Below are 19,332 nucleotides of genomic sequence, written 5' to 3' on the forward strand. Positions count from 1 at the left end.
CCCGCAGACAGGACGACCGAACCAAGCCGAGTCGTCCCCATGCCCACACAAGTACCGGACGGCCTGCCGTTGCCAGGTTTGCGGGGAGCCCAGCCGGCGGAGGGATCAAGCCTGACTGCCCGGAGCCGGCTGGGCTCCCCGCAACCCACCGCGAGCAACAAGCACCTCAGAGGCGGAAGACGACAGCGTCACCGACCTCTGTGCGAGTCACCCCCAGCCCGTCGGAAGGTCGGTCGAGAAGCCCCTCCCACGGCGTACCGGCGAGCTTCCCAGGCAACACGACCACGTTCTTCACCCCGAGCTCGCGCAGGTAGGCGATGCTGGGCTGGTCGGGGAAGCTGACGACGGCGTCGCGGACCCGGGCCTGGCTGTCCGGGGTGAAGCCACTGCCGCCGTTGACCATCTCCTGGAACCGGCTGGTCGACCAGAGCATCACCGGCTGGTCCAGGTTCTGGCTGCTGGGTAGGACCAGCAGCGGGCCGTCGACCGTACGCATCGCCGCCGGCTGCGCCGGCACGACCGGGTGCGGGGTGACGTTCAGCCCTTCCACGATCACCAGCAGCAGGGGCAGCAGGGTGGCCAGGCGCAGCCACGGGCCGGGCCACGGCGGCACCCGCTCGGCGGCCACCTCGCGTACCCGGGCGCAGAACGCGGTGACCGCACCCGCCGCGAGCAGGCCGAGCAGGAGGGTGGTCCAGAGCATCATCCGGCCCGGGGTCCGCAGCCCGTTCCAGCCGGGCAGGTAGTCGAACAGCGGCACGTAGCTGAACCGGCCGTCGAAGAACCGCGTGCCCATGGCCAGGACCATCGTCAGCAGCACCCCGGCGAGCAGGAAGAGCCGGTGCCGGACCCGCCAGACGGAGAAGAAGAGCCCGCCGGCAGCCAGGGCGTACAGCGCGAAGCCGGGCAGCAGCGTCATCTCGGGGTGCCAGGGCAGCACCGCCCGCGCCCCCTCGTGCAGCGGACCCCAGATCCGTGACTCGGCCGGGGCGGTGAAGAAGCCGCTCACCGGCGGCGAGTAGATTTCGATGTCGGCGAGGGTCCGGGCCGCGTTCGGGTGTTGCTGCGCAACCGTGAAGTACGGCAGCGCCAACAGCGCGCCCACGGCGGCGAAGAGCAGCCCGCCGAGCGCGTCGGCGAGGAGCAGCCGCCAACCGAACGGGCGCTTCACCCGCCCGACCACCCAGCGCCGGGCGAACCAGATCACGGCCGAGACCAGCACGACGCCGGCCAGCAGGTACGCGAACGGCAGCCCGATGCCGAAGCCCAGGCTGAGCTGCCATGCCGCCACCAGCCAGCCGGTGAACGCCCAACCGGCGTGGCGGCGGTGCGGACGGTAGCCGTAGCGCAGGGACCAGCCGTGGCCCCGGGCGAGCATGGCCAGCGCCAGCGGGATGCCGCCGTTCGAGAGGATGTGCAGGTGCCCGGCCTGGGCGAGCAGCCACGGGGCGTACGCGTAGCCGGCACCGGCCACCGCGGCCCCGATCCGGCCCGCGCCCAACTGCCGGGCCAGTGCGTACGCCCCGAGCGTGGCGAGCGCGTGCGCCAGCACGAACATGATGTTGTAGCGCAGCACGGCGGCCTCGGGACCGTGACCGAGCATGCCGGCCGGGGCGTACCCGAGCAGTGTGTCGGAGAAGGCGAAGCTCCAGGTCTCGGGGAAGAAGCTGTTCGAGTGCCAGAGCTGAGCCGGGTTGGTCAGCAGGATGTGCCCGGACCAGGCCATCTGCCAGGCCTGAAGGCTCGGGTCCCAGTAGTCCTGCGGCAGCGTGTAGTTCGGGTAGCGCAGCGTGGGCCAGGTCATCAGGACGGCCACCGCCAGCGAGGCGACGGTGGCCAGGGTCCACTCGTGGATCAGGAAGCGGCCCACCGCGCGGACCGCCCGGCGGGGCCGGGTGAGCACCGGGTCCGGAGCGGGGCCGAAGGCGGACCACGGATCGGCCGCCGTATCCGACTTGCCGTCGGCCTTCTTTCCGGACGCGTCGGCTTTCCCGGACGCGTCGGCTCTTCCGGACGCGTCGGCGGCGGTGTCGTCGCGGCCAGCCTTTCCGGCCGGCTCCGCGGCGGACTTTCCGGTGCCGTTCCCGTCGGTCGGCTGAGCCGTCCCGTTCGCCTTGCCGCCGGCGGATTTCGAGGTGGCGGGCTCGGTGGTCAACTCCTTCGTCGACGTGGCGGCTTGACCCGTGGCCGGCTCTTTCGCCGGGGTGGCGGTGTCCGCGCCCGGCTGCCGGATGACCGGCTCGGGCGTCGCCGCGACGGGGCCGTCCGGGTCGCTGCCGCCGGCGGTCGGCTGACCGTCGCTCCCGGCCGGGCGGCCGCCGTCGGTGGTGTCGGACTGCTCGGTGGTCATGCCGCCTTGCCCAACTGCTCCCGCAGGAAGGCGATGTCCGCCGCCTGGCCCGCGACGCCGCCCGGGGTCTCCACGATGACCGGCGCGCCGGCCGCCCGGATCACCGCCACCACCAGCTCAGGGTCGATGGTCCCGCCGGTCAGGTTGTCGTGCCGGTCCTGCCCCGAGTTGAAGGCGCCCTTGGAGTTGTTCGCGTGGATCAGGTCGATCCGGCCGGTGATCGCCTTCACCCGGTCCACCAGCCCGAGCAGTTCCTCACCCCCGGCGTACGCGTGGCAGGTGTCCAGGCAGAAGCCCACCTCGTAGTCGGCGAGGGCGTCCCAGAGCCGGGCCAGGGCGTCGAGGTGACGGGCGCAGGCGTTCTCACCGCCGGCGGTGTTCTCGATCAGGACCGGGAGCGGGAAGCCGCCCGAGTCCGCGGCGTACGCGAAGGTCTTGCGCCAGTTGTCGAATCCGGCGGCGAGGTCGTCGCCGGCGTTGACGTGGCCGCCGTGCACGATCAGGCCCTTGGCGCCGACGGCCGCCGCGGCGGTGGCGTGGCCGAGGAGCAGCTTGCGGCTGGGGATGCGGATCCGGTTGTTCAGGGTGGCCACGTTGATGACGTACGGCGCGTGGACGTAGAGGTCGACGCCCGCGTCACGTAGCCGGTCGGCGTCCTCCCGTGGCTTCGGGGCCTTCCAACCCTGTGGGTCGGCGAGGAAGAACTGCACGGCCTCGGCGTCCCGGGCGGCGGCCTCGGCCAACGGGTCGGACGGATCGACGTGGGCTCCGATTCGCATGCAGGGCAGCCTACGTCGCGCCCCTGACGAGCGGGGTGACCGCAGCCGGCCGGCGTACCGACGGCGGCGTGTGACGGGCACGTCGCGCCGGGCGTCACCCGCCGGCCGGGCGCTCGTTTTCCAGGTGGGATCGACGGTCAACCCTGCACCCGGGCCCGGGTCCACAGCGGGTACTGGTGCAGGGGAGACCCCCGGAAACGGGACGCCCCGCCGTGCGGCCCGGCACGACGGGGCGGGATCCTCCGACTCGTCAGACCCGACGGCCAAGCATCCGGTCGGTGGGGCAAATTCCTCCATTTCCCCCAAGAGGTGACGAGAGCCGTTGTATGGTCAGACCAGATGACAACACGATAAAGCTCCGCGGGGCGTCCTCGATCCAACCTCATCGGTGTGGTCGTTCCTCCCCAGGTCCCACCCAAGGAATGCGGACGGGACGCCCCGCGGCCCTGTGGACAGGGGCCCACCACCGGTACGCGACGCCGGCGGTGGGCCCCTGTCGCCGCGCCCGGGCGCCGCGCACGACCGGCCCGGGCATGATCGTCCGGACCGGGTATCCTGGTCCGGTTGTCCGCGCCCGGCCGGGTCCCCCCGCTGCCGGTCATGGGCCACGACGCACGACCTCCTGCCACGGAAGGACCGTGGCCGCTTAGCCCACAGGAGGTGAGCACGTCTTGCGTCATTACGAGATCATGGTGATCCTCGACCCCAGCCTCGAGGAGCGCACCGTCGCCCCGTCGCTCGACACGTACCTGAACGTGATCCGGACCGCGGGTGGCTCGGTGGAGAAGACCGACGTGTGGGGCCGCCGGCGCCTCGCGTACGAGATCAGCAAGAAGGCCGAGGGCATCTACGCCGTCATCGACCTCCAGGCGACGCCTGAGGCGGTGGCCGAGCTGGACCGTCAGCTGCGGCTCAACGAGTCCGTGCTGCGCACCAAGGTCATCCGGCCGGAGATGCGCTGACATTCGACCCGGCACGTCCGGATCAAGCCTCGTCGATGGTGTCGGAGGGCTCTGAGAGCCTGTAGGGCAACACGATGAGTGCGCGAGGAGATGGTCATGGCAGGAGACACCACCATCACGGTCATCGGCAACCTGACCGATGACCCCGAGTTGCGGTTCACCCCCTCCGGGGCGGCCGTCGCCAAGTTCCGGGTCGCCTCGACGCCCCGCTTCATGGACAAGGCGTCCGGCGAGTGGAAGGACGGCGAGCCGCTGTTCCTCTCGTGCACGGTCTGGCGGCAGGCCGCCGAGAACGTCGCCGAGTCGCTGCAGCGCGGCGCCCGGGTGATCGTGTCCGGCCGGCTGCGTCAGCGGTCGTACGAGACCCGCGAGGGTGAGAAGCGCACCGTCATCGAGCTGGAGGTCGACGAGATCGGCCCGTCGCTGCGCTACGCCACGGCGAAGGTGCAGAAGATGTCCCGCTCGGGTGGCGGTGGCGGCTTCGGTGGTGGTGGCGGCCAGGGCGGCGGCGGAGGCAACTTCGACGACCCCTGGGCCTCGGCTGCCCCGGCTCCCTCGCGCGGTGGTTCGGGCGGCGGAAACTTCGACGAGGAGCCCCCGTTCTAATGGCGCCGAGCGCCCGCGATCGCAAACCAGGAGCAAGAGCAATGGCCAAGGCTGCGGCACTGCGCAAGCCGAAGAAGAAGGTGAACCCGCTCGACAAGGACGGGATCACCTACATCGATTACAAGGACACCGCGCTGCTGCGCAAGTTCATCTCCGACCGCGGCAAGATCCGTGCTCGGCGGGTGACCGGCGTTACCTCGCAGCAGCAGCGGCAGATCGCCCGTGCGGTCAAGAACGCCCGCGAGATGGCGCTCCTGCCGTACACGGCCACGACCCGCTGAGAGGAGGCACGGACATGAAGATCATCCTGACTCAGGAGGTGTCCGGCCTCGGCACTCCGGGCGACATCGTCGAGGTGAAGAACGGCTACGGCCGTAACTACCTGCTGCCGCAGGGCTTCGCGATCGCCTGGACCAAGGGTGCGGAGAAGCAGGTCACGGTCATCAAGCGGGCCCGCGCGGCCCGGGAGATCCGCGACCTCGGCCACGCCAACGAGGTCAAGGCCCAGATCGAGGGCCTGAAGGTCAACCTGAAGGCCCGCGCCGGCGACGGCGGCCGGCTCTTCGGCTCGGTCACCCCGGCCGAGGTCGTCGAGGCCGTCAAGGCCGCCGGTGGTCCGAGCCTGGACCGCCGCCGGCTGGAACTGCCCGGTCACATCAAGTCGACCGGCTCCTACCCGGTGAGCATCAAGCTGCACCCCGAGGTGACCGCCAAGTTCAACCTGAACGTCACCCCGAGCTGACAGCGGACAGCACGACGGAAGGGCCCGCACCGGTCTCCCGGTGCGGGCCCTTCCGCATGCTCCTTGCGACAACGCAAGAGCGGCGCGTCTTACGCCGCGCCGCGACCTGGAGCCGTCGTCCGGCGACTTCGCCGTTGCCGATCAGCCGATCGGCTGCCCGGTCACCACGCTGATCATCACCGTCGACAGGCCGCCACCGACCACCGCCGCCGCCAGCGCCACCGCCCCCGACCGCCACGTCGCCCCGAAACCGCGCAGCACCACCGCGACGACCAGGCTGCTCAGCAGCGCCAGCCCGAACCGCGGCGCACCCGCGACCAGCGAGGCGAACGCGTGCGCCCGCGGCGAATCACAACCCCCGCCGGTGATGTCCGTGACGCACCCCGTTGGGGCCTGCCCGTCGAGGAACAGCAGCCCCACGAAGACCAGCAGCGCGGGCACCAGATAACAGGCGGCGGTGTAGACCAGCGACCGGACCGGACCGCCCGGATCCGGATCCAGCAGGTCACCGGCCAGCCGGGTCCCCGACCAGAATCCCTCCGCCTGCTCCGGCGACGCCCAACCTTCCCGGACCGGCTTCGGCGGCATCGTCCGGTGGTCGACCTCGGCGTACCGGCCCCACTCGCCGGTGTCGGTGAGCCGGTCCTGCTCGCCAGTGTGCTCCGTCCGGTCCCAGCGGTCGGCGCCCTCCGCCTGGTCCCACCGGCCCGTGGCCGAACGGGCCCAGGCGTGCACACCCGAGGCGTCCCACGGGTCGACCATCGGCGGCGCCACCGGATCAGGCTCGGCCGACCGGCCCCGCTCCCACGGGTCCACCGCCGGCCGGGACCAGGACTCCGAGGCCCCCCGCCGGCTCCGCCCGGCATCCGACCGGTCCTCCTGCCCGCCCGAGGCGGTGCTGTCCTCCAGGCCCGACCGGGTCACCGGCGGCCGGCGCGACTGCGCGCGGCGCGGCCGGCTCCGCACGGCCGGCCCGGACCCCGGCTCGTCCTCGGTGGACTCGGCCCGTCGGCTCCCGACGTACCCCTGCTCCTGCGGGGTGTCCAGGGTCCACTCGGCGGTGTGCTCGCCGGCTGGGCCGGCGTCGCCGGCCGGCAGCCCGCGCCGGGCAGCCTCCCGGCGCCATCCGACGTCCGGCCGCCAGCCACCATCCGGGTACGGCGGCTCGACGTCTTCATCGTCGTCGGGCGCGGCGTGCCGACCCCTGCCGTCCGCCCGGCGGACGCCCGACTCCACCGCCCATTGCGGAAGGTACGTGTCCACCGGCTCCTGCTGGCCGCGCTCGATGGCGCGGCGGCTCGGGGTGCGGTAGCGCTCGGGCGCGTACGACGCCGAGCTGGAGGCGACCGGGAACGACTCGGCGGGCTCGTCCCACGGGGAGATCGGCTGGCGCTCGCGCGGGCTGCCCTCCCCGCCTCCCCAGTCCCGGTGTCTCACGGCCGGAGCGTGACCCCTTCTCAACCAAAATGCAATCAGCTGCCCAGGTGTAGCCGTTCGCGGTGATGGTACGGGACGAACGGTGCCCAGGCCCGACCGGAAATCTGTCGTCCACAGGCTGTGGATTGCAGAACCGCAGGTCAGAGGCGGTCGAGCCAGGATTCTCCAGCACTTGTCCACACCCTGTGCACACGCTGCGCACATGTCCGTCCCCGGGCGTCCACAGGTTGTCCCGAGGCTCGTCCACCGGCATTGTTGAGGGTCTGACCTCGGGTTCCGTATCGTGGTCCCCCGACCGTCCGGGCGGTGGCCCCCGATCGACCGGAGGGTCGTCGGAGATGTCATACCCCGGCGGTAGAGCTGGACTCGATCCGACGCAGCGAGGGGGGACCCGTGTCGGTCACCGACGACGCGCGGACGGAGCGGACCGGGGGGCCGCCGCCCGCACAGGCACAACGGGACGCGCAGTTCGAGAAGACCCCGCCCCAGGACGTGGCCGCTGAGCAGTGCGTCCTCGGCGGCATGCTGCTCTCCAAGGACGCCATCGCCGATGTCGTGGAGATCCTGAAGTCCAACGACTTCTACCGCCCGGTGCACGCCACCATCTTCGACGCGATCCTCGACATCTACGGCCGGGGCGAGCCGGCCGACCCGATCACCGTCGCCGCCGCCCTGGCCGACTCCGGCGACCTGGCCCGGATCGGCGGCGCGCCCTACCTGCACACGCTGATCGCCAGCGTGCCCACCGCCGCCAACGCCGCCTACTACGCGCGCATCGTCGGCGAGCGCGCGGTGCTGCGTCGGCTGGTCGAGGCCGGCACCAAGATCGTCCAGCTCGGGTACGGCACCGGCCAGGGCGGCAGCCGGGACGTCGACGACATCGTCGACCTCGCCCAGCAGGCGGTCTACGAGGTGACCGAGAAGCGGGTCAGCGAGGATTTCGCCATCCTGGCCGACATGCTCCAGCCGACGCTGGACGAGATCGAGGCCGTGGGTGCCCAGGGCGGCGTGATGACCGGGGTGCCGACCGGCTTCAGCGACCTCGACCGGCTGTTGAACGGCCTGCACCCGGGCCAACTCATCATCGTGGCCGGTAGGCCCGGTTTGGGCAAGTCGACGGCAAGTATGGATTTTGCCCGAAATGCCTCCATTCGCTCCAACCATGCGTCGGCGATCTTCTCGCTGGAAATGAGCAAGGTCGAGATCGTCATGCGACTCCTCTCGGCCGAGGCGCGCGTGCCGCTGCACGTGCTGCGCAGCGGCCAGCTCTCCGACGACGACTGGACCAAGCTGGCCCGCTGCATGGGCGAGATCAGTGAGGCGCCGCTCTTCGTAGACGACACGCCGAGCATGAACCTGATGGAGATCCGGGCCAAGGCGCGGCGGCTCAAGCAGAAGCACGACCTCAAGCTGATCGTGGTCGACTACCTCCAGCTGATGACCTCGCCCAAGCGCACCGAGAGCCGGCAGCAGGAGGTGGCCGACCTTTCCCGTGGCCTCAAGCTGCTGGCCAAGGAGGTCGAGTGCCCGGTGATCGCGGTGAGCCAGCTGAACCGTGGCCCCGAGCAGCGCACCGACAAGCGGCCCCAATTGTCCGATCTGCGTGAATCGGGATCAATTGAGCAAGATGCGGACGTGGTCATCCTGCTGCATCGCGACGACTACTACGACAAGGAGTCGCCGCGGGCCGGGGAAGCCGACTTCATCGTTGCCAAACACAGGAATGGCCCCACCGACACTGTGACGGTCGCGGCCCAGCTGCACCTGTCCCGCTTCGTCGACATGGCCATCGTCTGACCCGTCCCGCCGCGTTCAGCCGAGCAGCGGGAACCAGCCGGCGGACTCGCCCAGGTCCCGCCGGTCGCGGTCGGTGAGCGGGATCCGGCCGGTGGCCTTGAGCAGATACTCCCGGTCGTCCCAGCCGGTCGGCCGGACCGCGTCGTCGCTGAGCAGGCCGTCGACGGTGGTCACCGCGACGCTGACGGCGGCGGCGCCGGGTGGCGGTGCGTCCGGCAGATCGACCACCAGGTCGAGGTGGTGGACGACGGCCTCCGTGGTGAGGGTGGCCAGCAGATCGGGTACGGCGATCACCTGGCCCTGGGTGGTGACGCAGGCGTGCGGATCAGCGCCGTGCACGGCCGCGCCGGCCGCGCGGACGGCGGCGGGGGCGGTGTCGCACCAGAGCCGCACCACCCCGCTGGGCCGGTCGAAGGCGGCGGCCGAGCGGCGGACCCACCAGGCGTGCCGCACGCTGGCCTCGTCGCCGCCTCCCGGGGTGAACGCGCGCCAGTAGCTGACGTCGTCCACGTCGGCCGGGCGGTCGGCGGGGCTGGCGAGCGCGACCAGGGCCCGCTGGGCGTCGCACAGGATGTGGAAGAGCAGGTCGGCGACGAGCCATCCCCGGCAGCGGGTCGGTCGTTGCAGGTCGGCGTCGTCGAGATCGGCGACCACTCGGGTGATGCCGTCGTAGGCCTGCGCCAGGGCGATGTGCTGCCCGGTGGGCTTCATGGGGGTGAGCGTCGCACACGAAACGCCGCGCGGCACCTCGACGGAGGTGCCGCGCGGCGGGCCGGGATGCGCCCCGGCCCTGCCGGGCACCGGTCAGTCGAAGAGCTCGCCGAGGAAGCCGTGGCGCTTCTTGCGGCGGTAGTGGCCGTGGTAGCCGTGGTGCTGGCCGTGGCCGTACGCGGGCTGCGCGTAGCCGTGGCCGGGCGGCGGCGGAGGGGGCGGGACGGCGCCGTAGCCGGGCTGGTGCGGGGCTGCGGCGGGTGGCGGTGGGGGCGGCGGGGCGTAGCCGCCGGCGGCCGGGGCGGCCGGCTGGGGGCTGTGCTGCTGGTTCCAGTTCGCCTCGGCCTCGAACAGCTTCTCGAGCTCGCCGCGGTCGAGGAAGATGCCCCGGCACTCGCCGCACTGGTCGATGATCACTCCGCTGCGCTCGTACTGGCGCATTTCGCCATGACATTTGGGACAGGTGAGCTGCATGGCACCGACGGTACCCGGTGACCTCACGCGGTGGCCTTCAGCGTTTCCGTCACCTCGTTGTCGGAGACCTCGTGGAAGTCCTCGTAGTACGCGCCGACCGCCATGAAGTCGGGCGGCGTCTCCAGAATGACCACCTGGTCGGCCTCGCCGGCCAGCATCTCGTACGCCTCCCGGGAGCCCACCGGCACGGCCACGACGACCCGGGCCGCACCGATGTGGCGGGCGACCTGCACGGCGGCGCGGGCGGTGGCGCCGGTGGCCAGCCCGTCGTCGGCGATGACCGCCGTTCGCCCGGTGAGGTCGAGCGGCGGCCTGCCGGCCCGGTACAGGCCCTCGCGGCGCTCCAGTTCAGCCTGTTCCCGCTGCCGGACCTCGGCTTTGTCGACCTCGCTGAGCCGGTTCGCGACCATCTCGTTGAGGACCTGCACGCCGCCGGGGCCGAGCGCACCGTATGCCACCTCGGGTGCGAACGGCACGCCGAGCTTGCGGACCACCAGCACGTCGAGGGGCACGCCGAGCCGTTCGGCGATCACCCGGGCGACCTCCACGCCGCCGCGTACCAGCCCGAGCACGACGACCCCCGGCCGCCCGGCGAGGTCGGTGAGCTTGTCGGCGAGCATGCGGCCCGCCTCGGCTCGATCGCGATAGGTGGTCATGTCCTCAGGTTTACGCCCTGCCGACCGGCCGCGTCCGGGAGTTGGCGGAAGCGGCCCCGGCGGGCGCCTCCGGGCGTACCGCAGCTTCCGGGAGTGCCAGCGCGGGGGCCCAGACCAGCAGGGCGACCGGGTAGAGCAGGTAGCCGAAACGGGTCGAGGGCATCAGCAGGATCGCCGCGAGCAGTCCGTACCCGCAGATCAGCGCGATGGCGGCGGCGGTGTGCGGTGGCCGGCGGAGGAGCCGGACGGCGATCGCCGCCCCGGCCGCGACCAGCAGCGCGGCGGCGACGATCCGGCCGGCGGGCAGCGCGGTGGCGATCAGGTGGCCGGGGAACGGGGACTGCGCGGGACTGGTCACCAGCCCGTGCCCGAGCGGGAAGCGCAGCACGTTCTCCACCAGCGCGTCACGGTCGACCAGCAGGGCGGGGACCAGTGCGAGCGCCGGCAGCCCGAGGGCACCGAGGGCGGTGCGGAGGCCGGCCCGACGGGTGGCAGCCCAGCAGATAAGCACGAGCGCGACCGGCCAGGCAAAGAGTTTCAGGGCGCCCGCCGCGCCGACCGCCAGGCCGGCCCGACCGGGCCGCTCGGCGGCGGCGAAGGCCAGCCCGAGCAGGCAGAGCGCGAGTACGGGCAGGTCGTCGCCGCCGGTCGCCAGGGTGAGCGCGCAGACCGGCAGCACCGTGGCCGCCTGGACGGCCCGGAGCAGCGCGGCGTGGCGGCGCGGCGCGGCCGGGGCGGGCCGGCTGCGCAGCGTGGCCACCGCGAGGGCCAGCACACCGGCGGTGACCAGGGCGAACCAGACCCGCGCGTCGGTCCACCAGGCGTCGACGGCGGCCCGGGGCAGCCCGAACAGCGCCATGCCCGGCTGGTATGGGGTGTAGCCGAGCAGTTGCTCCGCCGGAGGTAGCGCGGCGATCGCGTCGTGCCCCAGGTAGGGGGTGCCGTGCTCGGCCAGCCGGGCGCCGGCGTGCTCGACCACGACCACCTCCTCCTGCGCCCGGTCGGTACGCCCGGCCGCCCGCTGGATGCTCTGCGCCACGACCGGCAGCAGCGCGGTGGTGGCCCAGGCGAACCCGGTGACCGCCCAGCGGGCGCCGAGTCCGGTGAGCGGTGCGTCGCAGCGGTGCCGCCGGGCGAGGAGTTGACCGGCCACGGCGAGCGCGGCCACCAGGTAGCCGACGGCGGCGAACGTGCCCCAGGCCCGGTGCGGGAGCAGGGTGGACGTGGCGGCGGTGACCCCGGCGAAGACCGCCGAGACGGCGTAGAGGCCCAGGTCGAGGGCGAGCCCGCCGGCGGCGGAGTCCACGGCCCGCCAGCGACGGAAGCTTCGATCGGGGTCGACGATCACGCGGCCCAGTCTGGCAGACGGGCGCCCCGGCGCCCGGGTCGTGCTCCTCGTCGCAGGGCCGGCCGGCGGCGGTGGGTTCCGCGTACCGCCAAGAGCTGGCGGATTACGCCGGGGGATCAGTGGTGGCTGGACTCGTCGGCGGTCTGGCCGGCAGCGGACGCCGACGTGGCGGCGCGCCCCCGGCCGGTACGGCGACCCGGCAGGCGGATCACCGCACCCGCGTCGTGCAGCGGCGCCACGAGGCTGCCCGGTCGGCCGCCCGCCCCCCGCTGGAGGGCGGCGAGCAGCGCTCCGGCCGGCAGCGGCCGGGCGAAAAGATGGCCCTGGCCGGCGGCGCACCCCAACTCCCAGAGCGCCCGCCGCTGCGGCTCGCTCTCCACGCCCTCGGCCACCACGGTCAGGTCGAGGCTGCGGCCCAGGTCGAGGGTGGAGCGGATCACGGCCGCGGCCTCGGCCGAACTCTCCATGGCGGTGACGAAGCTGCGGTCGATCTTCAACTCGTGCACCGGGATGCGGGACAGCAGCGACAGCGAGGAGTAGCCGGTGCCGAAGTCGTCGAGGGCCAGCCGTACGCCGGAGTCGCGCAGCCGGCTGAGCACCCGGTCCACCACGTCGAGCTGGCTGAGCGTCAGGGTCTCGGTCAGCTCCAGCACCAGCCGGTCCGGGGGCAGGTCGTGCGCCCGCAGCCGGGCCAGGACCGCCCCCGGGAAGCGGGCGTCGAGGAGGCTGCGGGGTGACACGTTCACCGAGACGGGCAGGTCGAAGCCGGCGGCCCGCCAGCTGCCGGCCGCGATCAGCGCTTGGTCGAGGATCGCCTCGGCGAACGCGGGCAGCAGCCCGGAGCGTTCCACCGCCTCGATGAAGCGCAGCGGGTCGATCATGCCGTGCGTCGGGTGGTGCCAGCGGGCCAGTGCCTCCGCACCGATCACCTCGCCGCTGCCCAGGTCCACGATCGGCTGGAAGTTGACGGTGAACTCGTGGTCGGCCACCGCGCGGGAGAGTTCGCCGCCAAGGGTGAGCCGGCCAAGGTCCGCGGTGTCCCGGGTCGGGGCGTACGTGGAGATCCGCTGGCCGGCCCGCTTCGCCTGGTACATCGCCACGTCGGCGCGACGCAGCAGCTCGGGCATCCCGCCATTTGCCGGGGCGACCGCGATGCCGCCGCTGGCCTCCACGCTGATCCGCATGCCGTCCAGGTCGAGCGGCTCGTGCAGGGCGGCCAGCAGCGCCTCGGCCCGGTGCGCGGCCACCGCCGGAGCGGGCAGCCCGCGCAGCAGCACGGCGAACTCGTCGCCGCCGAGCCGGGCCACCAGGTCGCCCGGGCGGGCCGCGCTGCGCAGCCGGTCGGCGACCTGCATCAGCACCCGGTCACCGGCGCCGTGCCCGAGGGTGTCGTTGACCTCCTTGAAGTGGTTGAGGTCGATCAGGACCAGCGCGGTGACGCCCTCCGCGTGCCGGGTGGTGAGCTGATCGGTGCCCTCATCGAGCAGGTGGCGCCGGTTGGAGAGCCCGGTCAGGGCATCGTGGGTGGCGGCGTACGCGTGCTCCTCGGCGATCCGGGCCAACTCGGCGTACGCCTGGGCGTTGCGGACCGCGGTGCAGAGCGCGGAGGCGAAGGTACGCAGGGTGTACTGCTCCCGCTCGGAGAGCTCGACGGGCCCGGCGAACCGGAGTCGCAGCACACCGAGGTCGGCCACATGGTCGTGCCCCTCCAGCGCGACCGGGATGACCCTGCCGTCCACCCCGCTGGGCTCGGGAATCTCCCCGTCGTACGCGATGCCGCCGGTCCCACCCCGGACCGTGCGTCGCCCCTCGTGCAGCTCGATCTCGACCTCGTCGGCGGAGAAGAGCTCAGCGGCCTGGGTTACCGCGGTGGTCAGCACCTGGTCGAGGTCCACCACGTTGAGCGCGTCGGTGGTCCGGGCGAGTCGCTGCCAGGCCTGCTGCTCGGTGCGCGCACGGATCCGGGTGGAGTACGCCAGGTGCAGGCTGAGCACCAGCGGCGGCACGGCGAGCAGCAGCCGTGGGTCGGCCTGGAGGATGAGCAGGGTGCAGACCGCCACCACGAACCGGACCGCGAATCCGGCGATCCGCAGATCGAGGTCGCTGCGGAACTGCTGCGAGATCCGGGTGCCGGAAGCCAGGGCGATGACCGGCATGGCGAGCAGGTCGTCGAGGAGCGCCGCGACCAGGTAGACGATACCGAGTGTGCCGATCAGGTCGCTGATCGACGGGGACGGCCAGGGCCAGTCGAGGAACCGGGCCACCGTCACGGCCGCCGCCGCGATGAGTACGTTCTTGCCGATGCCAAAGGCGGTCTTGATCGCCGGCAGGCGCAGTATGGCCGAGGACGCGGCCACACCCACGGCGGTGCCGAGAATGACCCAGGGAGCCGGCGCGATCGCGACCCCGATGACGATGGCCGTCTCGACCCAGGCGATGGCAAGCGTCGTCGACCGTATCCGGACCGAGGTCTTGACGATCCCCCCGACGGCGATCATGAAGATCAGCGTGACGAGCGTCGCGACATCCCTGACCGAGTGGGGAGGCTGCCGCACCAAGAAGATCAGAGCGGTGGCAGCCGCGGCTGAGGCGAAAGCGACGATGAGACCGACGAGCGCCACAAGGTGCCGATCGGTCTCAACAACACGTCGTCCGTCGGTGTGGCTCATCCAGCTCCGTTGGCTGAATGGCTGAAGCCCGTAGCGGCATCAACCAACACGTCTGATGCCCGGAGCCTACCGTGCGAGATTTCCTGCGTGAAGTCTCGAGTTTCAGTGCCACTCGCTGCCGCGCATCGCCCGACTCCTTCCGACTGTCTTTCACAACGTTCGATGGGTCTTAAACCCTGGGAAAGCAGCTTAGGAGTGAGATGCGCCGGTTCAGAAGGCATAAATGTCGGTATGCGCAATATTAGCCAACACTGTGGTGCTATATGACGTTCTGTCCATCGGTGCTGTGCGGAGCGAAGTGACCTCGATCCCGCACGTGCCCGGCCGGTCGCCCAGCGCAATCGCTTGCTGGAAGTCGCATCCTGACTGCAAGCGTCCTCAGTGTCTGCACACTTTTCAACCTCACTTCGGATGGCGTTTCCGGGACCACGATCGGTGAGGTCCCCGGTTGCCGTCGCCGTCTCACGAATGTGCGTCACGGGGTCATCGGCCTTCGACATTCGTCGCTAAAATCCCAGTGCGATCAGTTGAAGCGCAATCAAACCGGAGTCGGCCCTCGTGGAAATTCGAGTCCTGGGTGGTCTCGCAGTACGACTCGAGGGACAGCGCCTCCAACTCGGGACGCCGAAGCAGCGACTGGTCCTCGCGATGCTCGCCCTGCGTGCCGGCCGGCTGGTAACCATGGACGAGTTGGTGGACGAACTCTGGCCCGAGGAGCCGCCACGTTCTGCCGTTCCCAATGTGCGCACCTACGCAGCCAATCTTCGACGCGCCCTCGGATCCGCTCCGGGCGGGTACGCGACCGTCGTCCGCGAACAGGGCGGATACCGCCTCCGGACGGACGAGCGCAGGGTCGATCTGATTCGCCTGTCGGCGCAGTGGCTCCACGCCCGAGAGGTGGCCGACGCCGGTGATCTGGTGTCGGCGGCGGCTCTGCTCAGCGCTGTGCTCGAAGCGTGGCAGGGTCCGCTCTTCGCCGGGCTGCCACTCGGCCCCTCCCTGCTCGCGGCCCGAGAGGTCGTCGAGCGCGAACGGCAGTCCGCCGTCGAGCTCCTGGCCGACCTCCACCTGCGGACCGGTCGCGCCGACCTCGCGGTCCCCCTCCTCCGCTCCCATACGTCCCAGCAGCCCATACGCGAGCCTGCACAGGCCCTGCTCATGCGAGCCCTCATCCAGACCGACGATCTCAGCGGTGCCCTCTCCGTCTTTCAGGCCACCCGCGACGCTCTCGCCGACCAGTTGGGCGTCCGGCCCGGTGCCGAGCTGGAACAGCTTCGGCGACAGGTGGTCGACACCCGGCGAACGGTTCACAAGGCGGGCTGGTTTCCCGGATCGGAGGCGGCCGGGCGTTCCGACGACCAGGGCCGGCACACCAACTGGCTGCCCCGGGTCGTGCCGGACTTCGTCGGCCGCACGGAGATCGTCGAGCGGATGCTCGCCGAGATCGCCGCCGGGGACGAGGCAGCTCCGGTGATTCGGCTGGTCGACGGGATGGCTGGCTGCGGGAAGACGACCCTCGCCGTACACCTGGCCGCCCGCCTCGCCGACCGCTATCCGGACGGGCAGTTGTTCATCGACCTGCGGGGGCACTCAGAGGGTGCGTCGGTTCAACCCGCCGCGGCGCTGGTCGTCCTGCTCCGGCAGTTGGGCGTGCCGGCCGGCCGGATACCCGGCGAACTGTCGGACCGGATGGAGATGTGGCGGCGGGAACTGGCGCTCCGCAGAGTCGTGGTGATCCTGGACAACGCGGCTGACAGCGCTCAGGTCGAGGCGCTGCTACCCACCGCCGGCGGTTGTGTGGTCTTCGTGACCAGCCGACGCCGCCTGCTGGCTCTCACGGCACGGCCTCCGGTGTCCCTTCCGGTGCTCGCCGAGCCCGAAGCGCTGAGTCTGCTCAGAGCACTGGTCGGTGAGCATCGGGTGAAGGCCGACGTCGAGGGCGCGATGAACCTGGTACGCATCTGCGGTCGCCTGCCGCTGGCCATCAGGTTGGCCGGTACGCGACTCTCACACCGGCCGGCCTGGAGCATGTCCGACATGGTTCGCCGGCTCGTCGGCAAGCCGGCCTTTCTGCCGCAGTTGCAGGCCGAGGACCGGACCGTGGTCGAAGCCTTCGCCGAGTCGTACGAGCCGCTCAGCGACCCGGCGAAGAGAGTCTTCAGATCGTTTGGACTGGCTGCCGGGAGCCATCTCGACATCGCGATGATCGGCGCCCTCACGGACGTTCCGCTGGACGAGGCCGTCGAACTGGTGGACGAACTGGTCGACCGCCACCTGATGGAGGAGATCGCCGACGGACGCTACCGCCTCCATGACCTGATGCGGCAGTACGCCTTCGAGTTGAGCCTGCAGGCGGATTCGGAAACGACTCGAAGAACGGCGATGGAGAGTCTTCTGGACCACCTCGTGCATTCGGTGGTGAAGGTCTCCGCGCCGATTGACGAGCAGCGCCTGGTCAGTCAGCATCTTCGCCTGACCAGCCCCCTACGCCCCGACCTTCTCTCCGTCCGACTGCCCGGCGACCTGGAATGGTTGGAGGAGCAGCGACTCAACCTGGGCGCCCTGGTCCGGCAGGCCGGGCAGGAGGGCCACGACGGGCTGGCGTGGCGGCTGGCCCGGGCAGCCTGGAGGTTCTTCTACACGCGGGGCTATTACGACGACATCACCGCGACCCATCGGGAAGGGCTGATCGCAGCGCGTAGGTCCGGCGACCGGCCTGCGGTCGCTCTCATGCACAACTACCTCGCCTCGGCCTGTGTGCGCACCGGCGCGTACCAGGAGGCGTTGGCGCACTTGAACGAGGCCGTGTCGATCCGAGCCGAGCTCGGCGATATCGAGGGCACGAACCGGGCGCGGGTGAACCTGGGGGTCGTCCACTGGCTCACTGGCCGGCTTCAGGAGTCCCTGGAGATCACCAGGTCGACGCTGCGGGCAGGTGTCCTGGACAGTCTTCCGGTGCTGCCGAACCTTGGCCTGACGCTGAGATTCCTCGGCAGGTACGAGGAGTCCATGGCGCTGAACCGGCTGCACCTCTACCTCGCCGGGACCCGACGGGACTATTTCCACGTGGCGAACGCGCTCGGCCATCTGGGCGGGGTGCGCTACCGCCTGGGTGAGTGTGTGCAGGCGGAGCGCCTGCTCCGCGCCTCCCTGGCGCTCCGGGACCGCAAGGGGAACGGGTTCGGCAGGGCCGAGGTGCTCAGCGACCTCGCCGGCACGTACCGGCAGCTCGGTCGCTACGACGAAGCCATGCGGGGCCACCAGGCGGCTATCGAATCCGCCGCCAACTCGGGCGAACGCCACGTGCAAGCCGAGGCGCGCAACGAACTGGCCATGACGCTCCGGGCGATGGGGCGCCTCGAGGAATCGGCGGCGATGTACCGGGAGGCGCTGGGCATCGCCACCCGCATCGCGCATCCCTACGAGCAGGGTCGGGCGCTCAACGGACTTGCCGAGCACCTGGTCACCGTCGATCCGGCCGAGGCGCGTCGATTCTGGCGGCGCGCGCTGGCCATCTTCGAACGGATGGGTGTCCCCGAACGGCACGAGATCCGCCGGCGGCTGGCCGAAGGTGCTTCCTGACCAGGCGCGGTCCGACTTATCGATTTCTTATCGCGGCGCCCGCTACCGTCCTCCGCGTGTCGACCGAACGGGGGTGGTCCAGCCAGCGGCGGACCCGGTCGACGGGACGCCCGCCGTCAGGTTCCCCCCAGCGACTGGACGGTGGGTGGCTGAGGGAGGAGCGCGGTGCGGCGCGATCGGCACGCTCGGCACGGCGCTCCTCCCCACCGACGGTTCCGCCGGCTGGTCGTACCCGGAGGATAGGCTCGCGGCCGTGACCGATCCCGCGCAGCTCACCCACGTCGATCCGGCCGGCGCGGCCCGGATGGTCGACGTCTCCGCCAAGCCGGTCTCCGGCCGGCTCGCGGTCGCCGCCGGCCGGCTCCGCACCACGTCCGAGGTGGTGGAGCTGCTGCGCCGGGACGGCCTGCCCAAGGGCGACGCGCTGGCGGTGGGCCGGCTGGCCGGGATCATGGGGGCGAAGCGGACCCCCGACCTGATCCCGCTCTGTCATCCGATCGCCCTGCACGGCGTCACCGTCGACCTGCGGCTCACCACCGAGACCGTCGAGATCACCGCGACCGCGAAGACCGCCGACCGGACGGGCGTGGAGATGGAGGCGCTCACCGCGGTGGCGGTCGCCGGGCTCGCCCTGGTCGACATGGTCAAGGCCGTCGACCCGGCGGCCTCCGTGGAAGCGGTACGCGTCCTGCGCAAGGAGGGCGGCAAGACCGGCGAGTGGGTCCGACCGGAGGACCGGCCGTGATCCGGGCCCGGGTGATCGTCGCCTCCAACCGGGCCGCCGCCGGGGTGTATGCGGACACCAGCGGCCCGGTGCTCGTCGCCGGCCTGCGCGAGCTGGGCTGCGAGGTCGACGAGCCGGTGGTGGTGCCGGACGGCGAGCCGGTGGGGGCCGCGCTGCGGGCCGCCCGCGACGAGGGCATCGACGTGGTGTTGACCAGTGGCGGCACCGGCATCACCTCGACCGACCGGACTCCCGAGGTGACCCGGGCCCTGCTTGACTACGAGGTTCCCGGGATCGCCGAGGCCATCCGTGCCTACAGCCGCGACACCGTGCCCACCGCGGCCCTCTCCCGGGGGCTGGCCGGCGTGGCGGGCCGGATGCTGGTGATCAACCTGCCCGGCTCCCGGGGTGGGGCGAAGGACGGGCTGGCCGTGCTCGGCCCGATTCTCCGGCATGCTGTCGACCAACTGAGCAACGGCGACCACTGACGAGGCA

16 protein-coding genes are annotated in these 19,332 nt (G+C 71.6%); 8 read left to right on the forward strand and 8 right to left on the reverse strand.

Annotated elements, in window-relative coordinates:
• Positions 1 to 166: 166 nt before the first annotated feature.
• Both ACGF4F_RS22855 and ACGF4F_RS22860 read right to left on the reverse strand, forming a co-directional pair.
• Positions 167 to 2,350 carry a hypothetical protein gene (locus ACGF4F_RS22855; RefSeq protein ID WP_393080057.1) on the reverse strand — a complete coding sequence of 728 codons (2,184 nt, stop codon included), beginning with the start codon at positions 2,348 to 2,350 and terminating at the stop codon, positions 167 to 169.
• The gene (locus ACGF4F_RS22860; RefSeq protein ID WP_393080060.1) at positions 2,347 to 3,129 is read right to left on the reverse strand and encodes a deoxyribonuclease IV; all 783 of its coding nucleotides are present in this window, start codon (positions 3,127 to 3,129) and stop codon (positions 2,347 to 2,349) included. Before ACGF4F_RS22860 ends, ACGF4F_RS22855 begins: the two co-directional genes overlap by 4 nt.
• Positions 3,130 to 3,800: 671 nt before the next feature.
• On the opposite strand from ACGF4F_RS22860, the gene rpsF reads away from it, so the two are divergent.
• From rpsF to rplI, 4 genes are all read left to right on the forward strand, one after another.
• Positions 3,801 to 4,091 (forward strand): 30S ribosomal protein S6, encoded by a 291-nt coding sequence (rpsF, locus tag ACGF4F_RS22865; RefSeq protein WP_073836992.1) that lies wholly within the window; start codon positions 3,801 to 3,803, stop codon positions 4,089 to 4,091.
• Positions 4,092 to 4,169: 78 nt separating this feature from the next.
• Complete coding sequence (locus tag ACGF4F_RS22870; RefSeq protein WP_198940427.1) at positions 4,170 to 4,697, forward strand: single-stranded DNA-binding protein; 528 nt, start codon at positions 4,170 to 4,172, stop codon at positions 4,695 to 4,697.
• Between the two features lie 41 nt (positions 4,698 to 4,738).
• Positions 4,739 to 4,978, forward strand: a complete 240-nt coding sequence (gene rpsR, locus ACGF4F_RS22875; RefSeq protein WP_013289355.1) for a 30S ribosomal protein S18 — start codon at positions 4,739 to 4,741, stop codon at positions 4,976 to 4,978.
• Between the two features lie 14 nt (positions 4,979 to 4,992).
• Positions 4,993 to 5,439: a 50S ribosomal protein L9 gene (gene rplI, locus ACGF4F_RS22880; RefSeq protein ID WP_357434401.1), complete on the forward strand. Its 447-nt coding sequence runs from the start codon at positions 4,993 to 4,995 to the stop codon at positions 5,437 to 5,439.
• Between the two features lie 141 nt (positions 5,440 to 5,580).
• On the opposite strand, the gene ACGF4F_RS22885 is transcribed toward rplI, so the two are convergent.
• A complete protein-coding gene (locus ACGF4F_RS22885) occupies positions 5,581 to 6,876 on the reverse strand; it encodes a hypothetical protein (RefSeq protein WP_393080067.1) in 1,296 nt (431 codons plus the stop codon).
• Positions 6,877 to 7,269: 393 nt separating this feature from the next.
• Here ACGF4F_RS22885 and dnaB point away from each other — a divergent pair, with 393 nt between their 5' ends.
• Positions 7,270 to 8,673, forward strand: a complete 1,404-nt coding sequence (gene dnaB / locus ACGF4F_RS22890) for a replicative DNA helicase (protein ID WP_073836995.1) — start codon at positions 7,270 to 7,272, stop codon at positions 8,671 to 8,673.
• Between the two features lie 15 nt (positions 8,674 to 8,688).
• Here dnaB and ACGF4F_RS22895 read toward each other — a convergent pair whose 3' ends face one another.
• From ACGF4F_RS22895 to ACGF4F_RS22915, 5 genes are all read right to left on the reverse strand, one after another.
• A complete protein-coding gene (locus ACGF4F_RS22895) occupies positions 8,689 to 9,384 on the reverse strand; it encodes a maleylpyruvate isomerase N-terminal domain-containing protein (RefSeq protein WP_393080071.1) in 696 nt (231 codons plus the stop codon).
• A gap of 93 nt (positions 9,385 to 9,477) precedes the next feature.
• The gene (locus tag ACGF4F_RS22900) at positions 9,478 to 9,858 is read right to left on the reverse strand and encodes a zf-TFIIB domain-containing protein (RefSeq protein WP_357434398.1); all 381 of its coding nucleotides are present in this window, start codon (positions 9,856 to 9,858) and stop codon (positions 9,478 to 9,480) included.
• Positions 9,859 to 9,881: 23 nt separating this feature from the next.
• Positions 9,882 to 10,514 (reverse strand): phosphoribosyltransferase family protein, encoded by a 633-nt coding sequence (locus ACGF4F_RS22905; protein WP_357434397.1) that lies wholly within the window; start codon positions 10,512 to 10,514, stop codon positions 9,882 to 9,884.
• Positions 10,515 to 10,524: 10 nt separating this feature from the next.
• Complete coding sequence (locus ACGF4F_RS22910; protein WP_393080075.1) at positions 10,525 to 11,862, reverse strand: glycosyltransferase 87 family protein; 1,338 nt, start codon at positions 11,860 to 11,862, stop codon at positions 10,525 to 10,527.
• Positions 11,863 to 11,978: 116 nt separating this feature from the next.
• Entirely contained in the window at positions 11,979 to 14,531 is a 2,553-nt protein-coding gene (locus ACGF4F_RS22915; protein ID WP_393080078.1) for a putative bifunctional diguanylate cyclase/phosphodiesterase, read from the reverse strand.
• A gap of 681 nt (positions 14,532 to 15,212) precedes the next feature.
• Between ACGF4F_RS22915 and ACGF4F_RS22920 the strand changes: the two genes are divergently transcribed.
• The 3 genes from ACGF4F_RS22920 to ACGF4F_RS22930 all read left to right on the forward strand — a co-directional run bounded on the left by ACGF4F_RS22920 (position 15,213) and on the right by ACGF4F_RS22930 (position 19,325).
• Positions 15,213 to 18,113, forward strand: coding sequence for a BTAD domain-containing putative transcriptional regulator (locus tag ACGF4F_RS22920; RefSeq protein ID WP_393080247.1), 2,901 nt, complete (start codon positions 15,213 to 15,215; stop codon positions 18,111 to 18,113).
• Between the two features lie 253 nt (positions 18,114 to 18,366).
• Positions 18,367 to 18,858 (forward strand): cyclic pyranopterin monophosphate synthase MoaC, encoded by a 492-nt coding sequence (gene moaC, locus ACGF4F_RS22925; protein ID WP_393080081.1) that lies wholly within the window; start codon positions 18,367 to 18,369, stop codon positions 18,856 to 18,858.
• Entirely contained in the window at positions 18,855 to 19,325 is a 471-nt protein-coding gene (locus ACGF4F_RS22930) for a molybdenum cofactor biosynthesis protein B (protein ID WP_393080084.1), read from the forward strand. The genes moaC and ACGF4F_RS22930 overlap by 4 nt, the downstream gene beginning before the upstream one ends.
• Positions 19,326 to 19,332: the final 7 nt, after the last annotated feature.

It is taken from the genome of Micromonospora sp. NPDC047740 (assembly GCF_043204735.1).
Taxonomy (GTDB): Bacteria; Actinomycetota; Actinomycetes; order Mycobacteriales; family Micromonosporaceae; genus Micromonospora.